At 70.7% G+C, this 25,178-nt stretch carries 22 protein-coding genes and 1 riboswitch; of the genes, 16 read left to right on the plus strand and 6 right to left on the minus strand.

The window, feature by feature from the left end; all coding sequences use genetic code 11:
- Nucleotides 1-5: 5 nt before the first annotated feature.
- Both AB0B90_RS29460 and AB0B90_RS29465 read right to left on the minus strand, forming a co-directional pair.
- Nucleotides 6-1,730 carry a DEDD exonuclease domain-containing protein gene (locus AB0B90_RS29460; RefSeq protein WP_350947479.1) on the minus strand — a complete coding sequence of 575 codons (1,725 nt, stop codon included), beginning with the start codon at nucleotides 1,728-1,730 and terminating at the stop codon, nucleotides 6-8.
- Between the two features lie 202 nt (nucleotides 1,731-1,932).
- The gene (locus AB0B90_RS29465) at nucleotides 1,933-3,072 is read right to left on the minus strand and encodes a phosphotransferase family protein (RefSeq protein ID WP_362925831.1); all 1,140 of its coding nucleotides are present in this window, start codon (nucleotides 3,070-3,072) and stop codon (nucleotides 1,933-1,935) included.
- A 177-nt stretch (nucleotides 3,073-3,249) separates the two neighbouring features.
- Here AB0B90_RS29465 and AB0B90_RS29470 point away from each other — a divergent pair, with 177 nt between their 5' ends.
- The 8 genes from AB0B90_RS29470 to AB0B90_RS29505 all read left to right on the plus strand — a co-directional run bounded on the left by AB0B90_RS29470 (nucleotide 3,250) and on the right by AB0B90_RS29505 (nucleotide 12,180).
- A complete protein-coding gene (locus tag AB0B90_RS29470) occupies nucleotides 3,250-4,572 on the plus strand; it encodes an NYN domain-containing protein (RefSeq protein ID WP_350947481.1) in 1,323 nt (440 codons plus the stop codon).
- Between the two features lie 100 nt (nucleotides 4,573-4,672).
- The gene (locus tag AB0B90_RS29475; RefSeq protein ID WP_362925832.1) at nucleotides 4,673-5,305 is read left to right on the plus strand and encodes a hypothetical protein; all 633 of its coding nucleotides are present in this window, start codon (nucleotides 4,673-4,675) and stop codon (nucleotides 5,303-5,305) included.
- A 310-nt stretch (nucleotides 5,306-5,615) separates the two neighbouring features.
- Entirely contained in the window at nucleotides 5,616-6,566 is a 951-nt protein-coding gene (locus AB0B90_RS29480) for an NlpC/P60 family protein (protein ID WP_350947483.1), read from the plus strand.
- 234 nt (nucleotides 6,567-6,800) lie between these two features.
- Nucleotides 6,801-7,499, plus strand: coding sequence for a class I SAM-dependent methyltransferase (locus tag AB0B90_RS29485; protein ID WP_350947484.1), 699 nt, complete (start codon nucleotides 6,801-6,803; stop codon nucleotides 7,497-7,499).
- Between the two features lie 339 nt (nucleotides 7,500-7,838).
- Nucleotides 7,839-7,998, plus strand: a riboswitch (cyclic di-AMP (ydaO/yuaA leader).
- 82 nt (nucleotides 7,999-8,080) lie between these two features.
- Nucleotides 8,081-8,653, plus strand: coding sequence for a C40 family peptidase (locus AB0B90_RS29490; protein WP_362925833.1), 573 nt, complete (start codon nucleotides 8,081-8,083; stop codon nucleotides 8,651-8,653).
- A 283-nt stretch (nucleotides 8,654-8,936) separates the two neighbouring features.
- Nucleotides 8,937-9,785 (plus strand): hypothetical protein, encoded by an 849-nt coding sequence (locus AB0B90_RS29495; protein ID WP_350947486.1) that lies wholly within the window; start codon nucleotides 8,937-8,939, stop codon nucleotides 9,783-9,785.
- A complete protein-coding gene (locus AB0B90_RS29500) occupies nucleotides 9,782-11,059 on the plus strand; it encodes a M48 family metallopeptidase (RefSeq protein ID WP_362925834.1) in 1,278 nt (425 codons plus the stop codon). Before AB0B90_RS29495 ends, AB0B90_RS29500 begins: the two co-directional genes overlap by 4 nt.
- Nucleotides 11,056-12,180 carry a glycosyltransferase family 4 protein gene (locus AB0B90_RS29505; RefSeq protein WP_350947488.1) on the plus strand — a complete coding sequence of 375 codons (1,125 nt, stop codon included), beginning with the start codon at nucleotides 11,056-11,058 and terminating at the stop codon, nucleotides 12,178-12,180. The genes AB0B90_RS29500 and AB0B90_RS29505 overlap by 4 nt, the downstream gene beginning before the upstream one ends.
- 230 nt (nucleotides 12,181-12,410) lie before the next feature.
- Here the strand turns inward: AB0B90_RS29505 and AB0B90_RS29510 are convergent, their stop codons facing one another.
- Entirely contained in the window at nucleotides 12,411-14,204 is a 1,794-nt protein-coding gene (locus AB0B90_RS29510) for a long-chain fatty acid--CoA ligase (RefSeq protein ID WP_350947489.1), read from the minus strand.
- 220 nt (nucleotides 14,205-14,424) lie between these two features.
- Here AB0B90_RS29510 and AB0B90_RS29515 point away from each other — a divergent pair, with 220 nt between their 5' ends.
- The 7 genes from AB0B90_RS29515 (at nucleotide 14,425) to AB0B90_RS29545 (ending at nucleotide 21,374) form a co-directional block, all read left to right on the plus strand.
- Nucleotides 14,425-15,192: a metallophosphoesterase gene (locus AB0B90_RS29515; protein WP_350947490.1), complete on the plus strand. Its 768-nt coding sequence runs from the start codon at nucleotides 14,425-14,427 to the stop codon at nucleotides 15,190-15,192.
- Nucleotides 15,193-15,351: 159 nt separating this feature from the next.
- Entirely contained in the window at nucleotides 15,352-15,789 is a 438-nt protein-coding gene (locus AB0B90_RS29520) for an SRPBCC family protein (protein WP_350947491.1), read from the plus strand.
- Between the two features lie 61 nt (nucleotides 15,790-15,850).
- Nucleotides 15,851-17,023: an ArsA family ATPase gene (locus AB0B90_RS29525; RefSeq protein WP_350947492.1), complete on the plus strand. Its 1,173-nt coding sequence runs from the start codon at nucleotides 15,851-15,853 to the stop codon at nucleotides 17,021-17,023.
- On the plus strand, nucleotides 17,013-18,155 hold the full coding sequence (locus AB0B90_RS29530) for a hypothetical protein (RefSeq protein ID WP_362925835.1): 1,143 nt from the start codon (nucleotides 17,013-17,015) through the stop codon (nucleotides 18,153-18,155). Before AB0B90_RS29525 ends, AB0B90_RS29530 begins: the two co-directional genes overlap by 11 nt.
- 26 nt (nucleotides 18,156-18,181) lie before the next feature.
- Nucleotides 18,182-19,126, plus strand: coding sequence for an ROK family glucokinase (locus AB0B90_RS29535; protein WP_362925836.1), 945 nt, complete (start codon nucleotides 18,182-18,184; stop codon nucleotides 19,124-19,126).
- Between the two features lie 32 nt (nucleotides 19,127-19,158).
- Nucleotides 19,159-20,112 carry an endonuclease/exonuclease/phosphatase family protein gene (locus AB0B90_RS29540; RefSeq protein ID WP_350947495.1) on the plus strand — a complete coding sequence of 318 codons (954 nt, stop codon included), beginning with the start codon at nucleotides 19,159-19,161 and terminating at the stop codon, nucleotides 20,110-20,112.
- A gap of 119 nt (nucleotides 20,113-20,231) precedes the next feature.
- A complete protein-coding gene (locus AB0B90_RS29545) occupies nucleotides 20,232-21,374 on the plus strand; it encodes a hypothetical protein (RefSeq protein WP_350947496.1) in 1,143 nt (380 codons plus the stop codon).
- A gap of 70 nt (nucleotides 21,375-21,444) precedes the next feature.
- Here the strand turns inward: AB0B90_RS29545 and AB0B90_RS29550 are convergent, their stop codons facing one another.
- Both AB0B90_RS29550 and AB0B90_RS29555 read right to left on the minus strand, forming a co-directional pair.
- The gene (locus tag AB0B90_RS29550; protein ID WP_362925837.1) at nucleotides 21,445-21,921 is read right to left on the minus strand and encodes a hypothetical protein; all 477 of its coding nucleotides are present in this window, start codon (nucleotides 21,919-21,921) and stop codon (nucleotides 21,445-21,447) included.
- 66 nt (nucleotides 21,922-21,987) lie between these two features.
- Nucleotides 21,988-22,752 (minus strand): alpha/beta fold hydrolase, encoded by a 765-nt coding sequence (locus tag AB0B90_RS29555; RefSeq protein ID WP_350947498.1) that lies wholly within the window; start codon nucleotides 22,750-22,752, stop codon nucleotides 21,988-21,990.
- A 149-nt stretch (nucleotides 22,753-22,901) separates the two neighbouring features.
- Between AB0B90_RS29555 and AB0B90_RS29560 the strand changes: the two genes are divergently transcribed.
- Nucleotides 22,902-23,642 carry a lysophospholipid acyltransferase family protein gene (locus tag AB0B90_RS29560; protein ID WP_350947499.1) on the plus strand — a complete coding sequence of 247 codons (741 nt, stop codon included), beginning with the start codon at nucleotides 22,902-22,904 and terminating at the stop codon, nucleotides 23,640-23,642.
- 120 nt (nucleotides 23,643-23,762) lie between these two features.
- Here the strand turns inward: AB0B90_RS29560 and AB0B90_RS29565 are convergent, their stop codons facing one another.
- A complete protein-coding gene (locus AB0B90_RS29565; protein WP_362925838.1) occupies nucleotides 23,763-24,770 on the minus strand; it encodes a LacI family DNA-binding transcriptional regulator in 1,008 nt (335 codons plus the stop codon).
- Between the last annotated feature and the right edge of the window lie 408 nt (nucleotides 24,771-25,178).

Below are 25,178 nucleotides of genomic sequence, written 5' to 3' on the forward strand. Positions count from 1 at the left end.
GGCCGTCAGCGCAGCGGGCGGCCCTCACGTGCCCTGCGCGGCTCGGCCGTCCGGTAGGCGCGGTCGATGCGGGCCTTGAGCCGGCCCGCGCCGGAGACGGGCAGGCTCCAGGTGCCCTCCACCTGCACCAGCCGCACCCCCGGCGACTCCAGCCAGCGCAGGACGCACTCCGTCTCCTCCGCGCTGGCGGCGTGGACCGGCCCGGGCCCTCGCGCCACCGTCTCCGCGGTGGCGGTCAGCGCCTCGACGAACGGGGTGGGGTGGGCGCCCCTCGGCATCACCCCGGCCGAGGCGAGCCGCCCGTAGCGGACGACGTGGATCTCCCAGGCGCCGTCGGGCAGGGGGGCGGCGGCGACCATCTGGGAGATCGTGGTCAGCGATCGCAGCCGTTGCATGCGGGCCGAGGTGCGGACGTAGGAGGCGAGCCGGTCGCGGTCGGCCGCGGCCTCCTCGTAGCGCTGGTCCAGGGCGAGGCGCTCCATCCTGGCCTCGATCGCGGAGAAGACCGGGGCCGCGTCCAGCTCCATGGCCCGGCGGGCCGCCACGACGTGCACGGCGTACTCTTCCGGGCTCTGGCGGCCCTCGCACGGCGCCCCGCACCTCCCGATCTCGGCGAGGGCGCAGGCGGAACGCCTGGTGCGCGGGGTGATCCGTTCGGTGCACTGCCGCAGCGGGACCGTCTCGTGCAGGGCCGTGCGGGCGTCCTCGGCGGCGCGGACGCTGTTGAACGGGCCCAGGTAGGAGGCCGCGTCGTCCTTGACCTCGCGGACGACCGACAGGCGGGGGAACGGCTCGTCGGTCAGCTTGAGCCAGAACATCTTCTCGGGGAAGCGCGACCTGCGGTTGTAGCGGGGCTTGGCCGAGCCGATCAGCCGCAGCTCCCTCACCTCGGCCTCCAGTGAGGTCGCACAACCGATGGTCCGCACCCTCGCGGCGATGCCGATCATCTCGCGGACGCGGGGCCTGGTCTCGCTCGCGGTGAAGTAACCGCGCACGCGGTTGCGCAGGTTGGTGCTCTTGCCGACGTAGAGCGGGTCACCGCCCTCGTCCTCGAACACGTAGACGCCGGGACCCGCGGGAACCGCGTCGGCCAGGTGCCGCTTGCGACGCTGCTCGGGAGTGGGAGCGCGGACGAAGCCCTTGAGCTCCTCCAGCGTCCGCACCCCGAAGGAGCCCGCCCGCTCCAGCAGGGCGTGCAGCACGTCGACGGTGGCCTGCGCGTCGGCGAGCGCCCGGTGGCAGGGCTCGGTGCCGCTGAAGATCCTGGCCAGGGTGGCCAGCTTGCAGTTGGGCGCCTCGTCGCGGGTGAGCAGCTTGCGGGCGAGATCGACGGTGTCGACGACCTGGTGGGCCGGCGGGGGATACCCGTGCGCGGCGCAGGCCGCCTTGAGGAATCCGAGGTCGAACCCCGCGTTGTGCGCCACGAGGGTGGAACCCGTGGCGAACTCCAGGAAGGACGGCAGCACCGACTCGATCCTCGGCGCGGCCACCACCATGCTGTCGGTGATGCCCGTCAGCACCGAGATGAACGGCGGGATCGGCGAGCCGGGGTCGACCAGGGTGGCGAACTCGCCGAGCACCTCGCCGCCCCTGACCTTGACGGCGCCGATCTCGGTGATCGCGTGCTCGCCCGCGGAGACGCCGGTGGTCTCCAGGTCGAACACGACGAAGGTGACCTGGCTGAGCGGGGTGCCCAGCTCGTCGAGTGTTCCCTGTACGGCGTAGTCCACGATTCACGACCATAGAAGCCTCGACCGACATTTACCGCACCGGGCCCTTCCGCGCCCGGTGCGCGCCGGGCGCGGGGAGAGCCCGCGGCCTCCACGGATCCGCGAGGGCCTCCGACGGGCCTTCGATCGGGCCTCCGACGGGCTTTCGCGTGCCTTCACGAGTGCCTTCAGGGGGACTTTCACGGGTGTTCTCTCCGGGGCCTCAGCCCCAGTGGCTTCCGTCCAGCATCCGTTCGAGGGCGGCCCGGTGCATCACCAGGTCGTCGGGATCGCCCGGCATGACCCGCTCGCCGAAGTGGATCCTGCGGTGCTCGACGCGGGCCATGATGATGCCGTGCCTGAGGGCGGCGTACGTCTCGTAGAACTCCATGTCCCGAGGCTTGTATCCCGTTATTTCGTAGTACGTCTGGCAGACATCCTCGCGCCGCATGAAGTCCGGCATCCCCGGCAGCTCCATGAACTCGGTGATCTCCTGGAAGAAGGCGTGCAGGAAGATCATCCAGGAGATGTCCAGCTCACGGGGGCCGATCGCGGCCATCTCCCAGTCGAGCACCGCAACGGGGGTGAAGTCCTGGTACATCACGTTGCCGATACGGGCGTCACCCCAGGTCAGCACGTCGGGTCCGGGATCCGCCGGCCAGTGCTCCTCCAGCCAGGCGAACGCCCGCTCCAGCAGCGGCACGGGCATGGAGCCGTGCGCCCACTCGTAGTAGGCCCGCTGTTCCTCGACGTGCCTGCGCAACGCCGTTTCGCCCGTCCCCGGGCTCCGCAGGGGGCGTAGCTCCTCCGCGGTGAAGCGGGCGTCGTGCAGCGTGGCCAGGATCTCGACGCTGCCGCGCTGCAGCCGGTCGCGGTCGGCGGGGGAGGCGTCCAGCAGCCGGCTCCCGAAGGTGTAGGGCATCACGTCCGGCGGTATGTCGCCGGTGAGCCGCTCCATCACGAAGAACGGGGCGCCCAGCGGGCCGGGGTCGGGCTCGTACCACAGGGTCCGGGGCGCGAGCACGCCCGCGCGCTCCCTCGCCAGCCGCATGACCTCGTACTGCCTGCCGAGGTCGTAGCCGGGGAAGACCGGGACGGCCTCGTCCGCCGGGGCCATCCTGGCGACGCACGGAAGGTCGTACCCGCCCTCGGCCGAGGTCCAGGAGGCGTCGAAGAACAGGGTCTCGCTGGACATGCCGTTGTTCAGGGGACGGGAAAGCGGAGAGATCGTGGCCGGGCCTCCCACCCTCAGGGAGAGCCACGACCTCATCCGCTCGCGTAACTCCCCGAGGTCGCGGGTCGAGGTCCGTATCTTCTCGATCTTCTCGCTCCGCCGGTCGTGCTCGTTCGTCGGCTCATGCATCGCGCTCTCCCGGGTGGCGTACGTCACAAGGTGATCCGCCAGTCGTAACCCAGCAGCAAGCGCTTGTCCATAAAGCGTTCACGGCCTCGTCGATCACCGGCCCACGTACGGTCAGGTCGGGGTCACGGTGCGGTAGCCGTACCCTTGACGTGAAGACCGATCCGAGTAGGGGCCGTGATGAGTTCAGCCGGAGAGGGCCTGTCTCGTCCGTTACCCGAGCAGGTTCGCTTACACGTCGTGGAGCTGGCCGCCCAGATCCTCGGTTCGATGCCCGCGGCCTCGGTGCCACTTCCGCTGAAGGGGATCGCCAGGTTCGATCCCCGCAAGCGGGCCAGGCTGGGCGGCGCCCCGATCGCCGCGCAGCTGGAGGTCGACAAGAAGTTCCGTGAGCTGGTCGCGGAGACGCTGACCGCGGGCTGGCCCGAGCTGGTCGCGAGCCTGGCCGAGGGCACGGTCCCGCCGGCGGCCGAGCCCGTCATGGTGGCCGCCGCCGCATACCTGACCAGGCCGCCGGGCTGGGCGGACATGGTGGAGGCGGCCCGCGCCGAGCTGGAGAGGTCGGCCGTCGCGGCCGAGGGCTCCGCCCAGGAGCAGACGGTCTCCCGGCTGCGCGAGCAGCTGGCCGCCCAGAAGACCGCGGCCAAGGAGGAGTCCGAGCGGCTGCGCGAGCAGCTCAAGACCTCACGTTCGGAGGTCTCCGACCTGCGCCGCAGGCTGCACGAGGCCCGCGAGCGGACCAAGGCGGCCGAGGCGCGTGCCGCCGCGGCCCAGGAGGTGGCCGACGAGGCCAAGGCCGCCGCGCTCTCGGCGGGCAGCACCGTGGAGAGCGAGCTGCGCCGCCTGCGCGAGCGGCTCGCCGACGCCGAGCGGCAGCTGGAGTCGACGCGCAGGGCCGCGCGCGAGGGCCGCAGCGTGGAGGACACCAAGGTCCGGATGCTGCTCGACGCCCTGCAGGACGCCGCCGCCGGGCTGCGCAGGGAGCTCGCCCTGCCCTCGGGCATCCACCGTCCCGCCGACTCGGTCGCCTCGGTGGCGCCGGGCAGGCAGGGGGTCCAGGCGGTTCCCGCGCGGGCGCTCGCCGACGACGATCCCGCCCTGCTCGACCAGTTGCTCGCGCTGCCACAGATCCATCTGATCGTCGACGGCTACAACGTGACCAAGGCCGGTTACGGAACGTTCACCCTGGCCGACCAGCGAAGCCGCCTTCTCACCGGTCTCGGCGCGCTCTACGCGCAGACCCGCACCGAGCTGACCTGCGTCTTCGACGGCGCCGAGCTGAACGGGCCGGTCCCGGTGTCGGCACCCAGGGGGGTGCGCGTGCTGTTCAGCGCCCCGAACCAGATCGCCGACGACCTGATCCGCCAGCTCGTCCGCGCCGAGCCCGCGGGGCGCGCGATCGCGGTGGTCTCCTCGGATCGCGAGGTGGCCGAGTCGGTGCGCAGGATGGGCGCGAGGCCGGTGCCCTCGGTGCTTCTTCTCAGACGTCTGGGCCGCGCGTAAACCTTTTCAGGTCGTGGGGCATCGGATCACCCAGGAGGCTCGATTCGTTGACTTTCTCCCCACGGCTGAAGGCGGGGGTCTCCGTGCTGAAAGGGTCCAGATGAAGAAGATCATAACGCTCGCCCTCGCCGTCCTGGCCGCAGGGGCGACCGTCACCACCCCCGCGACGGCCGAGGCGGCCGCCATTCCCAGAGGTTTCCTGCTGTACGAGAAGGACGCCGCCAAGAAGGACAACGATCCCGAGACCAACTGGACGGTCGGCAACTCGGCGAAGGCCAGGCTCGCCGTCAACCCGTGCGACAGGCGCACACTGGCCGCGACCGGCCGCGTGGCCGCCCGGACGGTGACCTTCACCGGCGTGCCGGACTTCATGAAGGTCGAGCAGGTGATCCTGTACGGCTCACGGGCCTCGGCCGCCTCGGCCGTCGCCCAGGTGCGTGCCGCCCTGGTCAAGTGCGCGGCCAGGACCGACTCCGGCGCGAGTTACCGCTACGCCTCCTCGCGCCTGACCGGGCTCGGCGACGAGGCGCTGAGGATCTCCGGCCAGGTCCACTACGGCAGGAAGGCCGGGGTGGGCGGTGACCGGAGCGTGCTGGTCAGGAAGGGCAACGCCGTCCTGGTCTATCTCTGGGCGGGGGAGTACGACAAGCCGGCGAAGGGCGACTGGAGCGTCCAGCTGCGCGACGCCAGGAGGATGACCGCCAAGATCTGCGACATCGCCGCCTGCGGGTAGTGCGACCGGAGTACCGGCGGGAGTGCTTTCCGAGGCCGGGACACCACCCGTTCCCAGGGGGCGCTTCCCACGGTGCCCCCCTGCGTCCGAGGTACCGCTCCTGACAGGGCCGTCTCCCGCGGCCGACGACGCCCTCCGGGGAGAAAGCCGTCGGCCGCGGGTAAAGCGGTCACCTGCGAACAAGGAGCAAACCCGGTGAAAAGGTGAGTCAACCATTACTTCTTCTGTACTATTCGCCGCAGGTCTGGTGCAGTCGGGAGGCGTTGACGTGGCCGTGGCGGGTTTGCCGGTTGGACTGATTCGGATACCGGTGGCGGTAGGGCTCGCTCTCGCGCTGTTGACGATGCCGGTGAGCGGAGCGTCCGCCCAGCTGAGGCCGACCCCCGCCGAGGCGAAGAAGAAGCTGGAGAAGCTCAACGAGCAGGCCGACCAGATCGTCGAGAAGTACAACCAGGCCTCGGAGAAGTGGAAGCGGGCCAGGAAGAAGTACGGCGATCTGAACGCCGATCTGACCCGCCAGAACAAGCAGGTCGCCGGGCTGCGCAAGGAGCTCGTCTCGATGGCCGTCAGCAGCTACCAGGTCGGGTCGATCAACGGCTGGGAAGGCATGATCTACCAGTCCGACCCCGGTGCCCTGCTGAGCGGCCTGGCGGCCGCCGACCAGATGTCCACCTCCCGCGCCCAGTCGCTGAACGCCTTCGACGAGGCCACCAAGGCGCTGCGGATCGGCCGGGACGAGGCGAAGAAGGCCCTGGTCGACGCCGACAAGACGCGGGACGAGCTGGCCGAGGAGAAGGCCAAGGCCGAAAAGATGGTGAGGGCACAGACGAAGCTCCTGCGCGAGCTCAACGCCTTCAAGGTGGGCAACCCGCAGAGCACCGGGGTCCAGTACACCGGCTCAGCCTCGGGCAACGCCCGCGCCGCCCTGCAGTTCGCCTTCGCCCAGATCGGCAAGCCCTACCGGTACGGCGGCACGGGCCCGGCAGGCTGGGACTGCTCCGGCCTGGTCCAGGGCGCCTGGCGCAACGGGGGAGTCTCCCTTCCCCGGACGACCTGGGAGCAGTGGAGCTGGGGTGCGAGCCGCAAGGTCTCCCTGAGCGACCTCCAGCCCGGCGACCTCATCTTCAGCGAGGGCCTCGGCCACGTCAGCATGTACGCGGGCAACGGCCAGATCGTGCACGCCCCGCAGACGGGCGACGTCGTCAAGACCGTCCCGCTGTCGTCCTACGGCCGTCGTATCGTCGGAGCCGTCCGCCCCTGAGCGTTGCCCCGCGGCGTTGTCAGTGGCCGTCAGTGGCCGTCAGTGGCCGCCATGACCCCCGGTGGCGCCCGGTGCCCCAGGCGGTTCCCCGGTGCTCCCCTGTGGCTCAGCGGCCCCACGGCGGCTCCGTCCGCAGTGGCCTGCGAGGCGACGGCGAGGCTCCCGCGCCGGGTGGGGTGGGGCGCCGGAAAAAACCGGATGTGCCGGGCGCGGTGCTGCTGCGAGCATCGGAACATGATCAAACCATGGATACCCGACGAGCTCGCGTACGCCGGACCTGAGCACCTCGACGCCGCGTTCGTCGCCGGGTTCGACCGGAAGCAGGGCAGGCCCGACCCCGAAGAGGACCTCGCCGTGCTCGCGAGGCACGGCGTGGGGGAGAGCGCGACGGTGGTGGAGTTCGGCGCGGGGACCGGACAGTTCGCCCTGGCCGCGGCGCGGCGGTTCTCGCGGGTGGTGGCGGTGGACGTCTCCCCGGCGATGCACGACTTCCTGGCCGCCCGTGCCGCCGAGAACAGGCTCTCCGCGGTCGAGTGCGTGCGGGCGGGCTTCCTGTCCTACGAGCACACCGGGCCGCCCGCCGACGCGGTCTACACCCGCCACGCACTCCATCAGCTCCCCGACCTCTGGAAGGCCGTCGCGCTCGACCGCGTCGCGCGGATCGTACGGCCGGGGGGCGTCCTGCGCCTGCGTGACCTGATCTTCGACTTCCGGCCGGACGAGGCCGACGCCGTGTTCGGCCGCTGGCTCGACGGCGCGGCGGACGACCCCGCGCTCGGCTACACGCGCGAGGACTACGCCGAGCATCTGCGCACCGAGTACAGCACCTTCAGATGGCTGCTCGAACCAATGCTGGACGCCGTCGGCTTCGAGATCGTCGAGGCGGACTTCCAGCAGTCGATCTACGGGGCCTACACCTGTGTCAGGCGCTGAGAGCGTCCGGCCGACCGTCCGGGAACGGTCCATCATCGGTGGATCACGATGAGTGTGACGAACATTACGAAACCGTGATTTGCCGGGCGTGATGCGAAGGATGTGACGAGGGTCATATCTCATTAGCATAAATGGCCATTAAGCAGGGATAACAGTAAGATCAAGAAGGGGGCCGGCCCTCCCGGATTTGGGGAATGCTTTGCCGAACGTTGGGGATCGGGGTAACTTCTGGCGTCGCGACGTGCAAGCCACGCCGTCGCGGTGAATGTCGGTCTTCGGGCCGGTTCCCTTATAAGAATCCAGCCGGCCGCCGTGCCCCCACCCGGGGGCGGAGATCATTGCGGCGGCCCGCCGAATCCATGCAGCCAGGAGGCATGGAACCGGGGACCCAAAAGGCCCAGCACGCTGCGGCCAGGGGTGAATCGGCATGTTTATGCCGTAGGGCATCTTCCAAGCCCGAATCCGTCAGCTAACCCGGTAGGCATCAGTGGAAGCCCCAAGGAGAAATCCTGTCCAGCACCCTGCACAACCCTCGTCTGTCGCGCCTTTTCCGCCTTTCCCTCGGCGGTATCGCCCTCACGTTGACCGCCTCAGCCGGAGCGGTCACCCTCGGGCCCACGGCGGCGCAGGCGGCGGACGGTCCCCCCGAGATCCTGGTCAACAGCGCGGCCGGCGTCTCTGAGAAGACCGAAAGCACCACCAAGACCGTCACTCAGGCCTCGGCCACAGCCACGGCGAAGGCCAAGGTGAAGGCCAAGGCCAAGGCCAAGATGAGCAAGGCGGCACGACAGAAGGTACGGGCCGGTAAGGCGGTCTCGACGGCCAAGAAGCAGATCGGCACCCCTTACCGCTGGGGAGCCTCCGGGCCCGGAGCGTTCGACTGCTCGGGGCTCGTCCGGTACGCCTGGAAGAAGGCGGGTGTGTCCCTCCCCAGGGTCACCCACAGCCAGTACAGGGCGATCAAGAAGAAGGTCTCGTGGAGCAAACTGCGCCCCGGTGACCTGATGTTCTTCAGCGGGAAGGGCCACGTCGGCATGTACGTCGGCAAGGGCAGGATGGTCCACTCGCCGAGCAGTGGCAAGACGGTTCGTGTCGTGAAGCTGGCGGGCTACTACAAGTCCTCCTTCGCCGGAGCGGCACGACCCGGAGCCTGAGCCCGGGTGGGGGACCCGGGACCGCGTCGAGCGCGGCTCCCGAACTCCGAACCCGGGTGCCGGACCCGAGCACGGCGCCCGAGCGCCGGACCCGGGCACGGTGCCTGAGCACCGCGCCCGAGTACGGGAGCCCGAGCCCGCGTCCGGGCACACGCCGGAGGCGCGTCGAAAGCACGTGCCGAAAGCACACGCCCGAGCACGGAAAAGCGGCCCCGGCCCTCCACCAGGAGGGCCGGGGCCGCTCCATGCCGGTCGAGATGCCGGTCAAGTACCATCGGCTCGTATGTCCGTCCCGAAAGGGCGCCGCGCCGTGCTCGCCGGGATGCTGGCGCTGATGAGCGCCGGTCCGTTCGCCGGGACGGGCCCCCTCCTGGCCGGAGCCGCACCGCTCCTCCCGCACGGCCCGTACGACGCCCGGCGCCTCCTCCGGGACCCGGGCGACCTCCGCGACCTGTGGCCGGGTGCCGCCGTCACCGTCAGGGGCGAGCACTCCCTCGTGATCGGCCACGGCGTCCCCGACGCCGTCCTGCGGGATCTGGCGGCGAGGGCCGACCGCGCCCGCGCGACGATCGCGGAGATCTGGGGGCCGGTTCCCGCGGTGATCCTCTTTCCCGCCGGCGACGCCGAGGCCGCGACGCTCGCCGGAGCCGGCAGCACCCGCGGCCTGGCCGCGATGGCGACCGCGGACCGGGTGATCGTCCTGCCCTCGGGATACGCCAGGCTCACCGAGACCGGCAGGGACGTGGTGATCACCCACGAGCTCGCCCACGTGGCCACCGGCGCGACCCGTGGTGGCCGGGTGCCGATGTGGCTGTCGGAGGGCTTCGCCGACTACGTGGGCTACCGCGACGCCGGGATCGCGGTGCGTACGGCCGCCGCCGAGCTGGCCACCGAGGTGCGCGCGGGCGTCCTGCCCGAGCGTCTGCCGGGACCGGCCGACTTCGCCCCCGGGGCGCCGAGGCTCGCGCAGGCGTACGAGGAGGCGTGGCTCGCCTGCCGGTTCGTCGCGGAGCGCTTCGGGGAGAAGGCGCTGGTGAGGCTCTACGGTAGCGATGTCGGGAGCGCGCTCGGCCTGTCGCCGGCCGAGTTCACCGCATCCTGGCGCGACTACCTCGGGAAGGAACTCACGTGACGCTGAGCACGAAGGACGCGCCCTCGGGCGTGCGGTCGGCGGGATGGGCGACGGCCGGCCTGGGGGCGGTCACGCTGGCGGTCGTGGCGTTCACCACGCCCTGGAGCGTGCTGCCCGACGGAGCTCCGCCCGTCACCCCCGATCCGGCCCGCGACTTCACCGCCGAGCAGATCGCCAGGGCCGAGACGTTCGACGCGCTGGTCAGCCTTCCCGGCTACCTGTCGCTCGGCCTGACGCTGGTCGTGGCGGGGGTGCTGATCGCCACCCCGCTGGGCGCGCGGCTCGTCGACCGGCTGCCGGGGCCGTGGTGGCTGCGGACGTTGCTCGGCGTGCTGGCGCTGTCGGTGGCCGTGGCGATCCTGCGCTGGCCCCTGGGGATGTGGTCGGAGGGCTACCTGCGCGACTTCGGGCTGTCCACCCAGGCCTGGCCCGCGTGGGCGGCGGACCGGGCCAAGAGCACCGGCATCGGCGCCGGGCTGACCGCGATCATGGTGGTGGCGGTGATCGGCCTGGCGCGACGCTACCGGCGCTGGTGGATCCCCGCGGCGGCCGGGGCGTTCGTCCTGACCGTCGCGGCCTCTTTCGCCTACCCGGTGCTCATCGAACCGGTCTTCAACGACTTCAGGCCGCTGGAGGCCGGGCCACTGCGCGACGACCTGCTCGCGATGGCCGACAGGGACGGCGTGCCGGTCGAGAACGTGCTCGTCGCCGACGCCTCCCGGCGGACCACCGCGCTCAACGCGTACGTCTCCGGATTCGGCGCGACCCGCAGGATCGTGGTCTACGACACGCTGCTGCGCGCGCCCGCCGACGAGGTCGAGCTGGTGGTCGCGCACGAGCTGGGCCACGCCAAGGCGGACGACGTGCTGTGGGGCACCCTCGTCGGCGGCCTGGGCGCGGCGTTCGGGGCGTGCCTGCTGTACGTGGTGACCTCGGCGGGAGGCGTGCGGCGCAGGGCCGGGGTCACCTCAATCGGCGACCCGAGGGCGGTGGGGCTGGTGATGGGGGTGCTGAGCCTGGCCACGGTCCTGTCGGGGCCGGCCCAGAACCTGGTGAGCAGGCATATCGAGGCCCGCGCGGATCTGCACGCGCTCGACCTGACGAGGGATCCCGCGACGTTCGTGGCCATGCAGAAACGGCTGGCATTAACCAATATTTCGGATTTATCGCCCGATTTCGTTGAGTATGTACTTTATGTATCGCATCCCACGGCACCGCAGCGCATCGCCATGGCACGCTCCTGGGCCGGGCTGAACGGCCTCCCCGAGCCGTGAGCCGCACGCTGGTCGTCACGAACGACTTCCCGCCCCGCGCCGGAGGGATCCAGTCGTTCGTGTACGGCCTCGTCGCCCGACGCCCGCCCGGCTCGGTCGTCGTCTACGCGCCCCGGTGGACCGGCAGCGCGGCCTTCGACCTGCGCCAGCCGTACCCCGTCGTACGACACCCCACCTCGCTGATGCTGCCCACGCCCGCCGTCGCCCGCCGGGCCGCCGAGCTGGTCGCCGAGTTCGGGTGCGACACCGTGGTCTTCGGGGCGGCGGCGCCGCTCGGGCTGATCGCGCCCAGGATGCGCGAGGCCGGGGCCCACCGCGTCGTCATGGTCACCCACGGCCACGAGGCGGGCTGGACCGGGATCCCGGTCGGACGCCAGGTGCTCGCCAGGATCGGGGCGAGCGCGGACGTGGTCACCTATCTGGGGGAGTACACCCGGCGCAGGCTGGCCGGGGTGATAGCCGAGGACAAGCTGGTCCGGCTCGCTCCCGGCGTCGACACCGAGGTCTTCCACCCGGGGGCCGGGGGAGGGCGGGTGCGCGCGAGACTCGGACTGGGAGAGCGGCCGGTGGTGGTCTGCCTGTCCAGGCTGGTGCCGCGCAAGGGGCAGGACACGCTCCTGCGGGCCTGGCCCGGCGTGCTCAGGGACGTGCCCGGCGCGGTGCTCCTCATCGTCGGCGGGGGCCCGTACCGCAGGACCCTGGAGCGGCTGGCCCGGCCGCTGGGCGGCTCGGTCAGGATGACCGGCCCCGTGTCCGAGGCCGAGCTGCCCGGCTACCTCGCCGCGGGCGACGTGTTCGCGATGCCGTGCCGCACCCGACTGGGCGGCGTCGACGTGGAAGGGCTCGGCATCGTCTACCTGGAGGCCTCCGCGAGCGGCCTGCCCGTGGTGGCCGGCTCCTCGGGCGGCGCCCCCGACGCCGTACTGCGCGGGGAGACGGGCCTGGTCGTCGACGGCACCCGCCCGCGGGAGGTCGAGGCGGCCCTGATCGGCCTGCTCAAGGACGGGGCCGGGGCGCGTGCCATGGGGGAACGCGGGCGCGAGTGGGTGGCGCGCGAGTGGAGCTGGGACCTCGCGGCCTCCCGCTTCGCGCGCCTCCTGGAACCGGCGGAGACCCCCTGACGGGAGGACCTGCCTCCTGGCCGTGCAGGGGCCGCTGAGACCTCTGGCGGTGGAGAGACACGCGGTCCTGGGGTCGTGAAGGGATCCCGCTGAGACTCCTCGCGAGAGGTCTCAGATGGGCACCCGGCCGTAAGCGGGGCCGCGCGGACCTCTCAGCCGTGGAGGGATTCGACGGGGACCTCTCGTGAGAGGCCCCAGCGGGCATCCGGTTGTAAGCGGGGCCGTGAAGATCAGCCGTAGAGGGATTCGACCTGCTTGGCGAAGTCGCGCATCACGATATTGCGCTTGATCTTCAGGGTCGGAGTGAGGTGCCCGCTCTCCTCGTTGATGTCGAGGTCGAGGATGACGAACTTCTTGATCTGCTCGGCCTTGGAGACGGACCTGTTGGCGCCGTCCACCGCCTTCTGCACCTCGGCGACGATCGCCGGATCGGAGCTGAGGGTGGCGAGGTCAGCGCCGGTCCTGTCGTTGGCGGCCTTCCACTGCTCCAGGGCCTCGACGTCGAGCGTGATGAGCGCCGCGACGAACGGCCTGTCGTCGCCGACCACCATCGCCTGGCTGATCAGCGGGTGGGCCCGGATGTGGTCCTCCATCGGGGCCGGGGCGACGTTCTTGCCCGCGGCGGTGACGATGATCTCCTTCTTCCTGCCGGTGATGCGGAGATAGCCGTCCTTGTCGAGCTCGCCGATGTCGCCGGTGTGGAACCAGCCGTCCGCGTCGATCGCCTCCGCGGTGGCCGCCTCGTTGTTCCAGTAGCCCTTGAAGACGTGGCGGCCCTTGACGAGCACCTCGCCGTCGTCGCCGATGCCGATGGTGACGCCGGGGAACGGCTTGCCGACGGTGCCGATCTTGTTGGCTCCCGGCATGTTGACCGAGGACGGCGCGGAGGTCTCGGTGAGGCCCCAGCCCTCCAGGGTCTCGATGCCCACGCCGCGGAAGAAGTGGCCGAGCCGCTCGCCGAGGGCGGAGCCGCCGGACACCGCCGTCGTCAGCCTGCCTCCGGTCGCGGCGCGGATCTTGCCGTAGACGAGCTTGTCGAACAGGGTGTGCTTGAGCCGAAGGCCCAGCCCCGCGCCACCCGCCGACTCGGCCCTGCTCCAGGCGACGGCGGTGTCGGCCGCGGCGTGGAAGATCTTCCCCTTGCCCTCGGCGGTCGCCTTCTGCTCGGCGCCGTTGTAGACCTTCTCGAACACACGGGGCACGCCCAGCAGGAACGTGGGTTTGAAGGCCTGCAGGTCGGGGGCGACGTTCTTCATGTTGGGGGTGTGCGCGAGGATCGTGGCCGTCTCGATCAGCACGATCTCGATGATGCGGGCGAAGACGTGCGCGAGCGGCAGGAAGAGCAGCGCCGCCCTCTCCTCCACGACGAACAGCCGCTCCAGCGGGCCTTTCGCGACGTTCCTCGCGGTGAACAGCAGGTTGTCGTGGGTGAGGCTGCAGCCCTTGGGCCTGCCGGTGGTCCCCGAGGTGTAGACGATGGTCGCCAGGTCGGCGATGCCGCGACTCGACCTGCGCTCCGCGAGCGTCTCGTCGGAGACCTCGGCGCCGAGCGCGGTGAGCTCCTCCAGGGCACCGCCCTCGATGCGCCAGACGTTCTTGAGGCCGGGCAGGCCGGACGCGTCCTCGCGGATCGTCTCCTCGTGCGACTCCAACTCGGCGAACACGGCCTTCGCGCCGCTGTCGGAGATGATCCAGGCGACCTGGTCGGCGGAGGAGGACTCGTAGATCGGCACGCCCACCGCGCCCGCGGTCCAGATCGCGTAGTCGATCACGGTCCACTCGTAGCGGGTGCGCGACATCAGGGCCACCCGGTCGCCGGGCTCCACCCCGGCCGCGATCAGGCCCTTGGCCACCCCGGCGACCTGGTCGCGGAACTCACGGGCGGTGACGGCGATCCAGTCGTCGCCCACCTTGCGCCGCAGGGCGACGACGTCGGGCTCCTCCTTCGCGCGGCGGAACACGGTGTCGGTGAGGTTGGCGGAGGCGGGGACATCCACCAGCACGGGGACGCTGTACTCGCGCACGGGTCACTCCTGGAGACGCACGATCGATGGGCTGTCTGGAAGTTATCGCGATAAGTTACGTGTGGGTAAATTCGTCACCCAGGCGTTATGAAGACTGATTTCACCGTAGCAAGTACCGTCACAGCGGACCGTCGGCCGCGCCGTACGCCTGCACGCCGGGCTCGCGCCCTGCGAGATTCGTCCCATATGGCCCTACTCGTTGGTGGTGAGGATGCCTGACATGCGGGTTCACGTCGTCAGTGACGTACACGGAAGAGCCGACGCGCTGGCCCGCGCGGGAGACGGCGCCGACGCGCTCATCTGCCTGGGCGACCTCATCCTGTTCGTCGACTACGAGGACCACTCCCAGGGCATCTTCGCCGAGCTCTTCGGGGCCGAGCGGGCGGGGGAGTTCATCGCGCTGCGTACGGCCAAGCGGTTCGAGGAGGCACGGGCCATGTCCTCCGCGCTGTGGGCCTCGCTGGAGGGCGACCCGCGCGACCACATCGAGCGCTCCGTCCGGCGGCAGTACGGCGAGATCTTCGCCGCGATGCCGACCCCCGCGTACATCACCTACGGCAACGTGGACCTGCCGGTCTACTGGCCGGAGTACGTCAGGGAGGGGCACCGGGTGCTCGACGGCGAGACCGTGGAGATCGGGGGGCTGCGGTTCGGCTTCGTGGGGGGCGGGCTGCGCACCCAGTACCGGACCCCGTACGAGATCGACGACGAGGAGTTCGCCCGCAAGGTCGAGGCCGTCGGCGAGGTCGACGTGCTCTGCTGCCACATCCCTCCCGCGATCCCCGAACTGCTCTACGACGTGGTCGCCCGGCGCTTCGAGCGGGGCAGCGAGGCCACCCTGGAGCTGATCAGACGGACCCAGCCGCGCTACGCCCTGTTCGGCCACGTCCACCAGCCCCTGGCCGCCCGCACCCGGATCGGCAGGACCGAATGCCTCAACGTGGGGCACTTCAGAAACAAAGGCGTCCCCTACGTGCTGGAGCTTTAGCCGATCCGGCGCCGGACGGGCGCCTCGGGGGCACGGCTTCCCGTCGTCGGGTTCCCGTCACCGGCCCGTCACCGTCCACCGCCGTCGTGGTGTCCCCGCCTGGCCACGCCCGGCCCCGCCGGGCGTACATCGGCGATCGTGAGGCAGTACGGTTGCCCCATGGCTGATCGCACCACCTCCAGCATCAAGATCGGCGCGGACCGGTCGACCGTCATGACGGTCATCGCCGACTTCCCCTCGTACCCGGAGTGGGCCGGTCAGGTGAAGGCCGCGCGCGTCCTGTCCACGGGGGAGGACGGCCGGCCCGCCACGGTCCGGTTCGTCCTCGACGCGGGTGTGATCAGCGACGAGTACACCCTCCGCTACACCTGGCACGGTGAGGAGTCCGTCGACTGGAGCATCGCCGAGGCCGGAAAGATGGTCTCCGGGCTCACCGGGAGCTATCGTCTTGCCGACGCGGGCAACGGCACCGAGGTGACGTACGAGCTCGCCGTGGATCTCAAGGTCCCGATGATCGGCATGATCAAGCGGAAGGCGGAGAAGGTCATCATCGACACCGCCCTGAAGGGGCTGAAGAAGCGCGTCGAGACCCCATGAGGGTGGGGGAGGCGCGGCACGGCGCGGAGCGCGGCTCCACGTCCTTCCGCCGGGAGGTGGCGTGAGCAGGGTCCTGCTCTTCACCGGCAAGGGCGGCGTCGGCAAGACGACCGCCGCCGCCGCGACGGCCACACTCGCCGCCCGGTCCGGGCTCAAGACCCTGGTGGTCTCCACCGACACCGCCCACTCGCTCGCCGACGCCCTCGGCGTGCGCGCGGGCGGGGAGCCCACGGAGATCGCGCCCGGTCTCTCCCTCTACCAGGTCGACACCCAGAAGGTGCTGGAACGCCAGTGGGGCGAGCTGCGCGACTACGCCAGGGGCGTCTTCGCCGAGCTCGGCCTCGACGAGGTGACCGCCGAGGAGATCACGGTGCTGCCCGGCGCCGAGGAGATCATCGCGCTCCTCGAACTGCGCGAGCAGGCGCGCACCGGCCTGTGGGACGTCATCGTCATCGACTGCGCCCCGACCGCCGAGACACTCCGGCTGCTCGCCCTGCCCGAGGCCCTCGACTGGCACGTGAACCGGCTGCTGCCCGTCGGCAGGCGGCTGCTCGGCGCCCTCTCCCCGCTGGTCCGCCGCCTGGCGCAGGTCAGCATGCCGGAAGACCACGTGATCGGCGCGGGCGAGCGGCTCCACCGGGGCCTGCTGGAGGTTCGCGAACTGCTCACCGGACCCGACGCGAGCGTCCGGCTGGTGCTCACCCCCGAGGCCGTCGTGCTCGCCGAGGCCCGGCGCACGCTGACCTCCCTCAGCCTGTACGGCTACCGGGTGGACGCGGTGGTCGCGAACCGTGTCTTCCCCGCGGAGGGCGCCGACCCGTGGCGGGAGAGATGGGTGCGAGCCCAGGCCCGCCACCTGGCCGAGGTCGAGGAGTCGTTCGCGCCGCTGCCCGTGCACATCGTGCCGTACCTGGAGGCCGAGCCCGTCGGCCTCGACGCCCTCATCACCGTCGCCGAGGCCATGTACGGCGAGAGCGACCCCTTCGCGCCGCCCTCCGTCGACCCGCCGCTGCGGATCACCGCCGACGGCGAGCTGTTCCTCGCCCTGCCGCTCGCGGACAAGGACGAGGTGGATCTGGCGCGCAAGGGCGACGAGCTGATCGTCAACGCCGGTTCCTACCGCCGTGTCCTGGCCCTGCCCGCCGCACTGGCCCGCAGGCCGGTGCGGGACGCCGCGCTCCGAGATGGGTTTCTCCGGGTACGGTTCGAATCGGGAGGGCCTGATGACCGATAACACGAATGACGCTGAGAAGACCCCGAAGCCGCGTGCGCCGAGGAAGCCGCGGAAGAGTGCCGCCGCGAAGCCGCCGCCCGAGGTCGGAGACATCGGGGGCGCCGGGGGCGCCGAGAGCACCGAGAGCACAGGAAACGTCGAGGCCGCCGGGGGCGCGGGGGCCGCGGGCAAGGCTCAGAGGAGCCGCCGACCGGCGAAGACGACGGCCAGGAAGAGCCGGCCCGTGGAGCCGGCCGGGGAGTCCCCGCGGGGAGGACCTGCCGGGTCGCCTGAGCCCGTCGAGCCCGTCGAGCCCGTTGTGCGGGCTGAGCCGGTGGAGGCCGTCGAGCGACAGCAGGACGCGGGGGAGCCCGTGCGGGCCGAGCGTGTCGAGAAGGTCGCGCGCCTGGAGGTGGTCGAGGTGGAGACCGTGGCCGAGGCCGCGCCCTCCGAGCGGCCCCCGGGCTCCGGCCAGGCTCCGGGTTCCGAGCAGGTCTCGCCCGCCGAGCAGGCCGAGCGCGACGCGCGCGCCGAGTGGTTCGAGCGCGCCGACCGGGCCAGGCGTGAGGAGCGGGCGGCCGGATGGACCCCTTGGTCCCGGCCGGGCGACCGCGCCGAGGCCACGAGCCGGGAGAAGGACACCGCCGCCGAAGAACGAGCGCGTGAGGAGCGGGCACGTGAGGAACGTGCGCGCGACGAGCGGGCGCGTGAGGAGCGGCGGGTACGGGAGGAGCGGTCCCAGGGGGGCAAGGACCCGCTGGGCACCGCCGCCGAGGAGGCGTTCAAGCTCTTCGACACCCTGCAGCAGAAAGCCACCAGGGAACTGCGCAAGAATCTGATCAAGGGCACGATGACCGGGGTCGGCAGCGCGCTTTCCGGTGGCGGGCGCGGAAGAAGAGAGCGGGACGTGTGGGAGGAGGCGGTCTCGGAGCATGAGGAGTACATCTGCCGGGCCTGCCCCGTCTGCCGCGCGATGGCCGCGCAGCGTGAGTCGGGCGGCGGCGCCGTCACCGACCACCTCATGCAGGCGGGCACCGAGCTGTTCGCCGCCTTCAAGTCGGCCGTCGACGGACTCGGCAAGCCCGCGCCCGCACAGCGGGAGCGCGAGCGCGAGCGAGGAGACACCCCCGTGGAGCACATCGACCTGGGGTGAGCCCAGGGGGAGAGGATGAATGGACAATGGCGCTGACCATCGGTGTGGACATCGGCGGTACGAAGGTCGCGGCGGGAGTCGTCGACGAGGACGGCCTGATCATCGAGCATGCTCTGCGGCCCACCCCGGCGGAGAATCCGGACCAGGTGGCCAACACGATCGGTGACGTGATCCTGGAGCTCTCCAAGGACCGGGAGATCGAGGCCGTCGGACTCGGCGCGGCCGGGTTCGTCGACGAGACCAGGTCCATTGTCCGCTTCGCCCCCAACCTCGCCTGGCGCGAGGAGGCGCTGCAGAAGAAGGTCTCCGACATGGTCGGCCTTCCGGTCGTGGTGGAGAACGACGCCAACGCGATGGCGTGGGGCGAGGCGAGGTTCGGCGCGGGACGCGGCGAGACCCACCTGGTGTGCGTGACCGTCGGCACCGGCATCGGCGGAGGCATCGTCTTCGACGGCTCCCTGTACCGGGGGCGCTGGGGCATGGGCGCCGAACTCGGCCACATGCAGGTGGTCCCCGACGGGCGCCTGTGCGGGTGCGGCAACCTCGGCTGCTGGGAGCGGTACGCGAGCGGCAGCGCCCTCGTGATGGAGGCCAAGCTGATCGCCGAGGCCGAGCCGGACCGGGCCGTCAAGCTCCTGGAGATCGCCGGAGGAACGCCCGGCCAGATCGAGGGCCAGGAGGTCACCGAGGCGGCCAGGCAGGGCGACCCGGCCGCGCTCGCCGCGTTCTCCTCGATGGCCCGCTGGATCGGCCAGGGCCTGGCCGACCTCGCCGCCGTCCTCGACCCGGGCTGCTTCGTCCTCGGCGGCGGCGTCTCGCGCGCCGCGGACCTGTGGATCGACGAGACCCGCGAGTTCTTCAACACCCACCTGAGCGGACGGGGGCACCGCCCGCTGGCCGAGGTCCGCTGCGCCGAACTCGGCCCCTCGGCGGGCCTGGTGGGCGCCGCGGACCTCGCCCGCAGGCGCTGACGGCCTCCTCGCCATCCGTACCGGTCGCCCGCATGCCAATCGGAGCGGGCGACTGGTATGCCCTGCGGCGCGCGGTTATCCTCGCGGCACGCGTCGCGAATCGAGGTGGCCGGGTGCTCAGGATCGCCAGCTACAACGTGCGCTCCATGAAGGACGACGTCCCGGCGCTGGGACGGGTGGTCGCCGCGCTCCGCGCCGACGTGCTCTGCGTGCAGGAGGCGCCCCGTTTCCTGTTCTGGCGTCGCAGGAGAAGGCGGCTCGCCTCATTCGGCGGGCTCGCCGTGGCCGCGGGCCGCCGCAGGGGCGGGGTCGCGGTGCTGACCGGCCCCGGGGTGCGGCTGCTGCACGGGGAGGGCCGTCTCCTGGAGTCCTTCTTTCCCCTGGAGCGGCGCGCCATCGCGATCGCCGTGGTGGAGTCGGGGGGACGGCGGGTCGCCGTCGGCTCCGTCCATCTGGATCTCGACGAGACCGCCCGGCGCCGCCACGCGGACGAGGCGGTGAGGTTGCTGAGGGCGGTGGCCGACCGGTTCGACGCGCTGCCGGTGCTGGCGGGAGACATCAACGAGCAGTCCGGTCAGCCGAGCTGGCGTCACCTCACCGAGCGGCTCACCGACTGCTACCCGGTCTCGCCGCGCGGCGACGGCTTTACCTTTCCCGCCAAAGGCCCGCACAAGCGGATCGACGCGATCTTCGCGGTGGAGGGCCTCTCGGTGGTCTCCTGCGGCGGGGCCGACGCGGACCCCGCCGACCTGGTGGCCGCCACCGACCACCTGCCGGTGATCGCCGAGCTTGACCACTCGCGCCCCGGGACCGGCCAACCGGATCCGGCCACGGGTACCGGCTCCGGTACGGGCCCGGTGAGGTCACCCGATGTGGGCGGGCCGCGGGGCGCCACGCGGGACGACCCCGATACGGGCCTTTCCGGGGAGCCGGACGCGGGTCTTCCCGGGGAGCCGGACGTGGGTCTTATGAGGGAGCCCGGATGACGAGCGGTTCCGTGCCAGGGAAAATTTCCGTGACGGGGAAAGGACGTCTTTCCAGATAGCGCCCGTCAAGTGAGGAGACCGGCACGCGGGGAGTGGATGAGCCCCGTACCATTTGAAACATGACCCGTCGCCTTCCGCGGCGTGCGCTGGTTCTCTGCGCGGGAGGCCTGCTCCTGCTGTCCTCGCAAGCGTTCCCAGCCCATGCCGACCCTGTCAGCCCGCCCGCGATCGAGGCGTGGCAGGCTCCGGTGAGCGCGGGCCTGAGCAGTGACGGGTCGCTGTCCGACGTGGTGGGGGTCTCGGCCACGAGCGTGTGGGCGGTCGGCCAGCAGAGTGTCTGGGACGTCTGGCAGAGCCGGGGCGCGATCACCCACTGGGACGGCTCCTCGTGGAGCGAGGTCGGCATCCGCAACGACCCGACCGGCGCCGGGCCGCTGCGCTCGGTCGCGGCGGCCTCACCGACCGAGCTGTGGGCCGTCGGCGAGGGGCACGACGGCCTCCCCTACCTGGCGAGGGGAGACGGGGCGTCCTTCGACAGGGTCATCGTCGACAAGCTGCACGCCGGCGACTGGCTGGGCGGGGTGGCGGCCGTTCCGGGCCGGGTGGTCGCCGTCGGGCGGCGCGACAAGGTGCCCATGGTCGTGACCGGCACCGGCTCGAAGTGGAAGCTCACCCAGCTTCCCGACAAGGGCGCGCTGTACGGGGTGGCGCTGTCGGGCAAGAGCGACGGGTGGGCGGTGGGCGACACCGGCGGCAAGCCGTTGATCATGAAGCAGTCCGGTGGGCGCTGGAAGACCTACAAGACCCCCCGGATTCCGGGCGGCTACCTGCGTGACGTCCACCTCGACGGCCCCAAGCGGGCCCTCGCCGTCGGCGGCGTCTACCGGGAGAACGGGGGGATCGTCCCGCTCGCCCTGTCGTGGAACGGCAAGAAGTGGTCTCGGGTCTCCCTCCCCGAGGGAGACGTCCGGCTGTACGGGGTGACGGGCGACCGCAAGGGCCGCTACTGGATCTCCGGGGTCGATCTGGATCGACCGGGGGAGGCCTTCCTGCTCCGGTACGACGGGCGCAAGGTCAAGACGCTGCGCGGCCCTGAGACCGCCGCTCCCCGGACGGTGCGGCTCCAGTCGGTGGCCTACCTGCCGGGCACCGACACCGTGTGGACCGTCGGCCACGTGGTCGACGCCTCCGGCAAGTACACCGACGTGATCGAGCGCTTCGGCGACTCGGCGCGTGCCGGATCGGCGCGCACCAAGCAGTAGCGGACTCGGGGCGCACCGACTCAGGGCGCCAAGCAATGGCGGACTCGGGGCGCACCGAGCAGCAGGCCGCTCAGATGACCGCGCCGTCGTCCCAGCCGGAGTCGTTGGGCGGGCCGTCACCCATGCGGACCACCAGCGCCACGAAGCCGCCGATGAACGCCGCGACCGCGGTGAAGAGCATCCATCCCTGCAGGTTCCAGCCGAGCGCGGCGCTGAGCAGCAGGTAGGCGGGGCCGCCGAACAGCGCGAGCCATGCGATCTTGGTGGTGGCGTCGGTCTTGGGCAGCGGGGGTGGGGGCGGAGGCACGTAGTGCCCCTCCTCGTCCTCGCTGCCGGACTGTTCCGTGCCGGTTTCGGCCTCGTCGGCGGGATCGTCCTCACGCAGGAGGTCTTCCTCGTCCGATTGCTTGATCACCCGTCGCGGAGGCTCGGCCGGGAGGTTCTCGCTGTCCGGCCACGGCTGATCTGCCGAGTCGCGCTCGGCGGTGTCGTTGAAGGACGCGACGATCTGACGCCAGACCTCGTCCTCATCGCTTTGAGGTGTCACCTAGTTGGGCTCGTTGCTCATCGGTCGATCACTTTCTCCCGAAGACCGCGCATCCCCCGCTCGCGATCAGTCTCTCTGCAAGGGTACAGACGCGTTCGAGGTGATGAACTCCAGGCTCCCCGCGAAGATCCGTTCAGCGTCGTTGTCAAGCGTCGCGACATGGTAGCTGTCGGCGAGCTCCACCACATTCAGATTCCCCTTGGTCAGCCTCTCCCGCAGAATACGCACACTCATCGGTTTCACAACATGATCCTGCGGACTATGGAAAACCAGGACGGGCTGGGTGATTTTACCCAGCTCCGACCGGGTCAGCGACCACAGCCGCAGGAGGGTGGCCGCGGCCTTGACCGGCGTACGCGTGTAGCCGAGCTCGGCCGCCCCCTCCTTCTTGATGTCCCCGGCCACGCCCGGCACCGACGCGACCACGAACTTGAGCAGGGGAGCCAGTCTGAGCAGTGGCACGTCGTTGACGATCGACGGGTTGACGACCACCACTCCCTTGATTCCGTCGCCGTGCACCTCGGCGAGCCGCAGCGCCATGCACCCGCCCAGTGAAAGGCCCATCACGAAGACCTCGGCGCAGTTGCCGCGCAGGTCCGCCAGGGCCTTGTCCAGCTCGGCGTACCAGTCCTCCCAGCCGGTGCGGGCCATCTCCCGCCAGGTGGTGCCGTGGCCGGGCAGCCTCGGCAGCGCCACCGTCAGGCCCGCCGCCGCCAGGTATTCGCCCCAGGGGCGCAACGACTGCGGCGATCCGGTGAATCCGTGGCAGAGCAGGACGCCGATCTGTCCTCCCGCATGGTGGTACGCCTCCGCACCGGGCATGACTGGCATCGCGGCTCCTAGTAAGGTTCGCCTGATCGTCGCACGACTGGGACATGTTTTGCGAGAGGTCGATTTGGGTGGTTCGGTGGGGTAGGTGGCCGGGATCTGAAGTGGGAGGATAACTCCAGATTCTCGGCTGTCAATCGAAGGAGCATCGAGTGTTCTACTGGGTGGTGAAGGCCATCCTCTCGCCCTTACTTCATCTGATTTTCCGCCCCTGGGTGGAGGGTGTGGGGAACGTGCCGAAGCAAGGGCCGGTGATCCTGGCCGGAAACCACCTGTCGTTCGCCGACCACTTCTTCGGGGCGCTGTTCCTGCGGCGCAAGGTGATCTCTCTCGGCAAGTCCGACTATTTCACCGGCCGAGGTCTCAAGGGGCGGTTGAGCAAGGCCTTCTTCAGCGGCGTCGGCACCGTGCCCATCGACCGCTCCGGCGGCAAGGCGAGCGAGGCGGCGTTGCGCACCGGCAAGCGCATCCTCGGCGAGGGGAACGTGCTCGCCATCTATCCCGAGGGTACGCGTTCCCATGACGGCCGCCTCTACAAGGGCAAGACCGGGGTGGCCCGCCTCGCGCTGGAGGCGCGGGTGCCGGTCGTCCCGTGGGCGATGGTCAACACCTTCGAGATGATGCCCCCGGGCAGCGTCCTTCCCAAGCTGGGCATCCGCCCGGGGGTGAAGTTCGGCAAGCCGCTCGACTTCAGCCGCTACTACGGGATGGAGGAGGACCGCCTCGTCCTGCGCGCCGTCACCGACGAGATCATGTACGCGCTGATGGAGCTCTCCGGCCAGGAGTACGTCGACAAATACGCCGCGAGTGCCAAGGTCGAGGCCGCCCGCGCCGCCAAGGAGGCGAAGGAGGCCGCCAGGCAGGCCGCGAAGGAGGCGCGCAAGCGCTCCTGACCGGGCCGCGTCGTCACCGGTGCGGCGGGATCAAAGGGCGGTGAAGCCGATCCGAGGGCTGGGCGGAGTGGCCGGCGAATCAGGATCAAAAGGGTGAGGCAGGGTGACCGGTGAGGTGGGTCAGCGGGTCGACTCGCGGATCACCAGCTCGGGTTGGAACATGATCTGCTGATGGGCGTGCGAGCCGGGGTTGTCGCACTCGTCCAGCAGCAGCTCGGTGGCGACCCGGCCCAGCCGGTGGGTCGGCTGCCGGATGGAGCTGAGCGAGACCGTCGACGCCGAGGCGAAGTCGATGTCGTCGTAACCGATGAGGGAGACGTCCTGGGGGACCCGTACGCCCGCCTGGAGCAGCCCGCGCAACATGCCCAGGGCGAGCAGGTCGTTCGCGCAGAACACGGCGTCGGGCAGCCGCCCCTCGGAGATCAGCTTCTCCGCCGCCTGCTGCCCCGACCTGGTGTTCATCGCGCTCATCGCGATCTCCTGCAGTGCCTCCCCGGGGTCGCGGCCGGCGGCGGTCAGCGCCCGCTCCGCGCCGATCAGGCGGTCGGCGCCTTGGCGGATGGTGTGCGGGCCGCTGACGTAGGCGATCCGCTCGGCTCCGGTGGAGAGCAGGTGGGAGACCGCGAGCGAGCCGCCGGCGATGTCGTTGACCGCGACCGAGCACTGGTCGGCGTGTTCGGCGGGGTGGCTCACCAGGACCACGCTGATGCCACGCTTCTTGAGCTGGTCGATTTTGGTCAAATTCGCCCCGGCGGGCGTGATGAGCACCCCGCGGACCCGCTGTTCGGCGAAGACCAGGAGGTTGCGCTCCTCCTTGAGGAACTCGCCCGAGGAGTTGCCCAGGATCACCGCGTACCCGCGCTCGCTGGCCACATCCTCGACCCCCGCCGCCACGTCGGTGAAGAAGGGGTTGCCGATGTCGATGACCGACAGGCCGAGGGTGCGGCTGTGCCCGGCGCGCAGGCTGGAGGCCGAACCGTGCCGGACGAACCCCAGGTCGCGGATGGCCTCCTCAACCCGGGCGCGGGTGGACTCGGCGACCTTGTCCGGCCAGTTGAGCACGTTGGATACCGTTCCTGGGGAGACCCCGGCGCGTGTCGCGACTTCCTTAATGCTCACCGAGCTCATGTGCACTGATTAAAACGTAACAACCTTCGGTTCGCTAGTGAGTTTAGACACTTTCGTCCTACTTGACTGGTTTCGTCCCTCGGTCCGACGCGGTGATGTTGACGGTGCCCGTGGGTGGCACGCGGCGTTTTCGCCGTCGTTGAAACGTTTTCAAGAAGCGCTCGGATCTTGCGCGACGGTTTTCCCGGCGTCCGAGGGAGGATCGTCCGGCCTGTTCACGCTCTCGCCGACAGGCCGGACCGTTACTGATTCCATAGTCGGATATCAGCAATCCGGGCGTTACCGCCCGGAAGGTCCGTCACGGTGTCACCGAAGCGCGGGCTGCGCTTCGGTGTCCTGAGTACGGTCTCGCGTTTCTTCCCGCTGGTGCGGGGTTGCGCCACCTGCCCGCCCCGGCCCGGCCTCGCG

The organism is Streptosporangium sp. NPDC049078, assembly GCF_040648855.1.
GTDB lineage: Bacteria > Actinomycetota > Actinomycetes > Streptosporangiales > Streptosporangiaceae > Streptosporangium.

What these genes read in the sequence shown, in the direction of transcription:
- AB0B90_RS29465 (WP_362925831.1), bottom strand. Translation starts at nt 3,072, where the DNA reads ATGCATGAGCCGACGAACGAGCACGACCGGCGGAGCGAGAAGATCGAG.
- AB0B90_RS29470 (WP_350947481.1), top strand. Translation starts at nt 3,250, where the DNA reads ATGAGTTCAGCCGGAGAGGGCCTGTCTCGTCCGTTACCCGAGCAGGTT.
- AB0B90_RS29475 (WP_362925832.1), top strand. Translation starts at nt 4,673, where the DNA reads ATGAAGAAGATCATAACGCTCGCCCTCGCCGTCCTGGCCGCAGGGGCG.
- AB0B90_RS29485 (WP_350947484.1), top strand. Translation starts at nt 6,801, where the DNA reads ATGATCAAACCATGGATACCCGACGAGCTCGCGTACGCCGGACCTGAG.
- AB0B90_RS29495 (WP_350947486.1), top strand. Translation starts at nt 8,937, where the DNA reads ATGTCCGTCCCGAAAGGGCGCCGCGCCGTGCTCGCCGGGATGCTGGCG.
- AB0B90_RS29515 (WP_350947490.1), top strand. Translation starts at nt 14,425, where the DNA reads ATGCGGGTTCACGTCGTCAGTGACGTACACGGAAGAGCCGACGCGCTG.
- AB0B90_RS29520 (WP_350947491.1), top strand. Translation starts at nt 15,352, where the DNA reads ATGGCTGATCGCACCACCTCCAGCATCAAGATCGGCGCGGACCGGTCG.
- AB0B90_RS29530 (WP_362925835.1), top strand. Translation starts at nt 17,013, where the DNA reads ATGACCGATAACACGAATGACGCTGAGAAGACCCCGAAGCCGCGTGCG.
- AB0B90_RS29535 (WP_362925836.1), top strand. Translation starts at nt 18,182, where the DNA reads ATGGCGCTGACCATCGGTGTGGACATCGGCGGTACGAAGGTCGCGGCG.
- AB0B90_RS29540 (WP_350947495.1), top strand. Translation starts at nt 19,159, where the DNA reads ATGCCAATCGGAGCGGGCGACTGGTATGCCCTGCGGCGCGCGGTTATC.
- AB0B90_RS29545 (WP_350947496.1), top strand. Translation starts at nt 20,232, where the DNA reads ATGACCCGTCGCCTTCCGCGGCGTGCGCTGGTTCTCTGCGCGGGAGGC.
- AB0B90_RS29555 (WP_350947498.1), bottom strand. Translation starts at nt 22,752, where the DNA reads ATGCCAGTCATGCCCGGTGCGGAGGCGTACCACCATGCGGGAGGACAG.
- AB0B90_RS29565 (WP_362925838.1), bottom strand. Translation starts at nt 24,770, where the DNA reads ATGAGCTCGGTGAGCATTAAGGAAGTCGCGACACGCGCCGGGGTCTCC.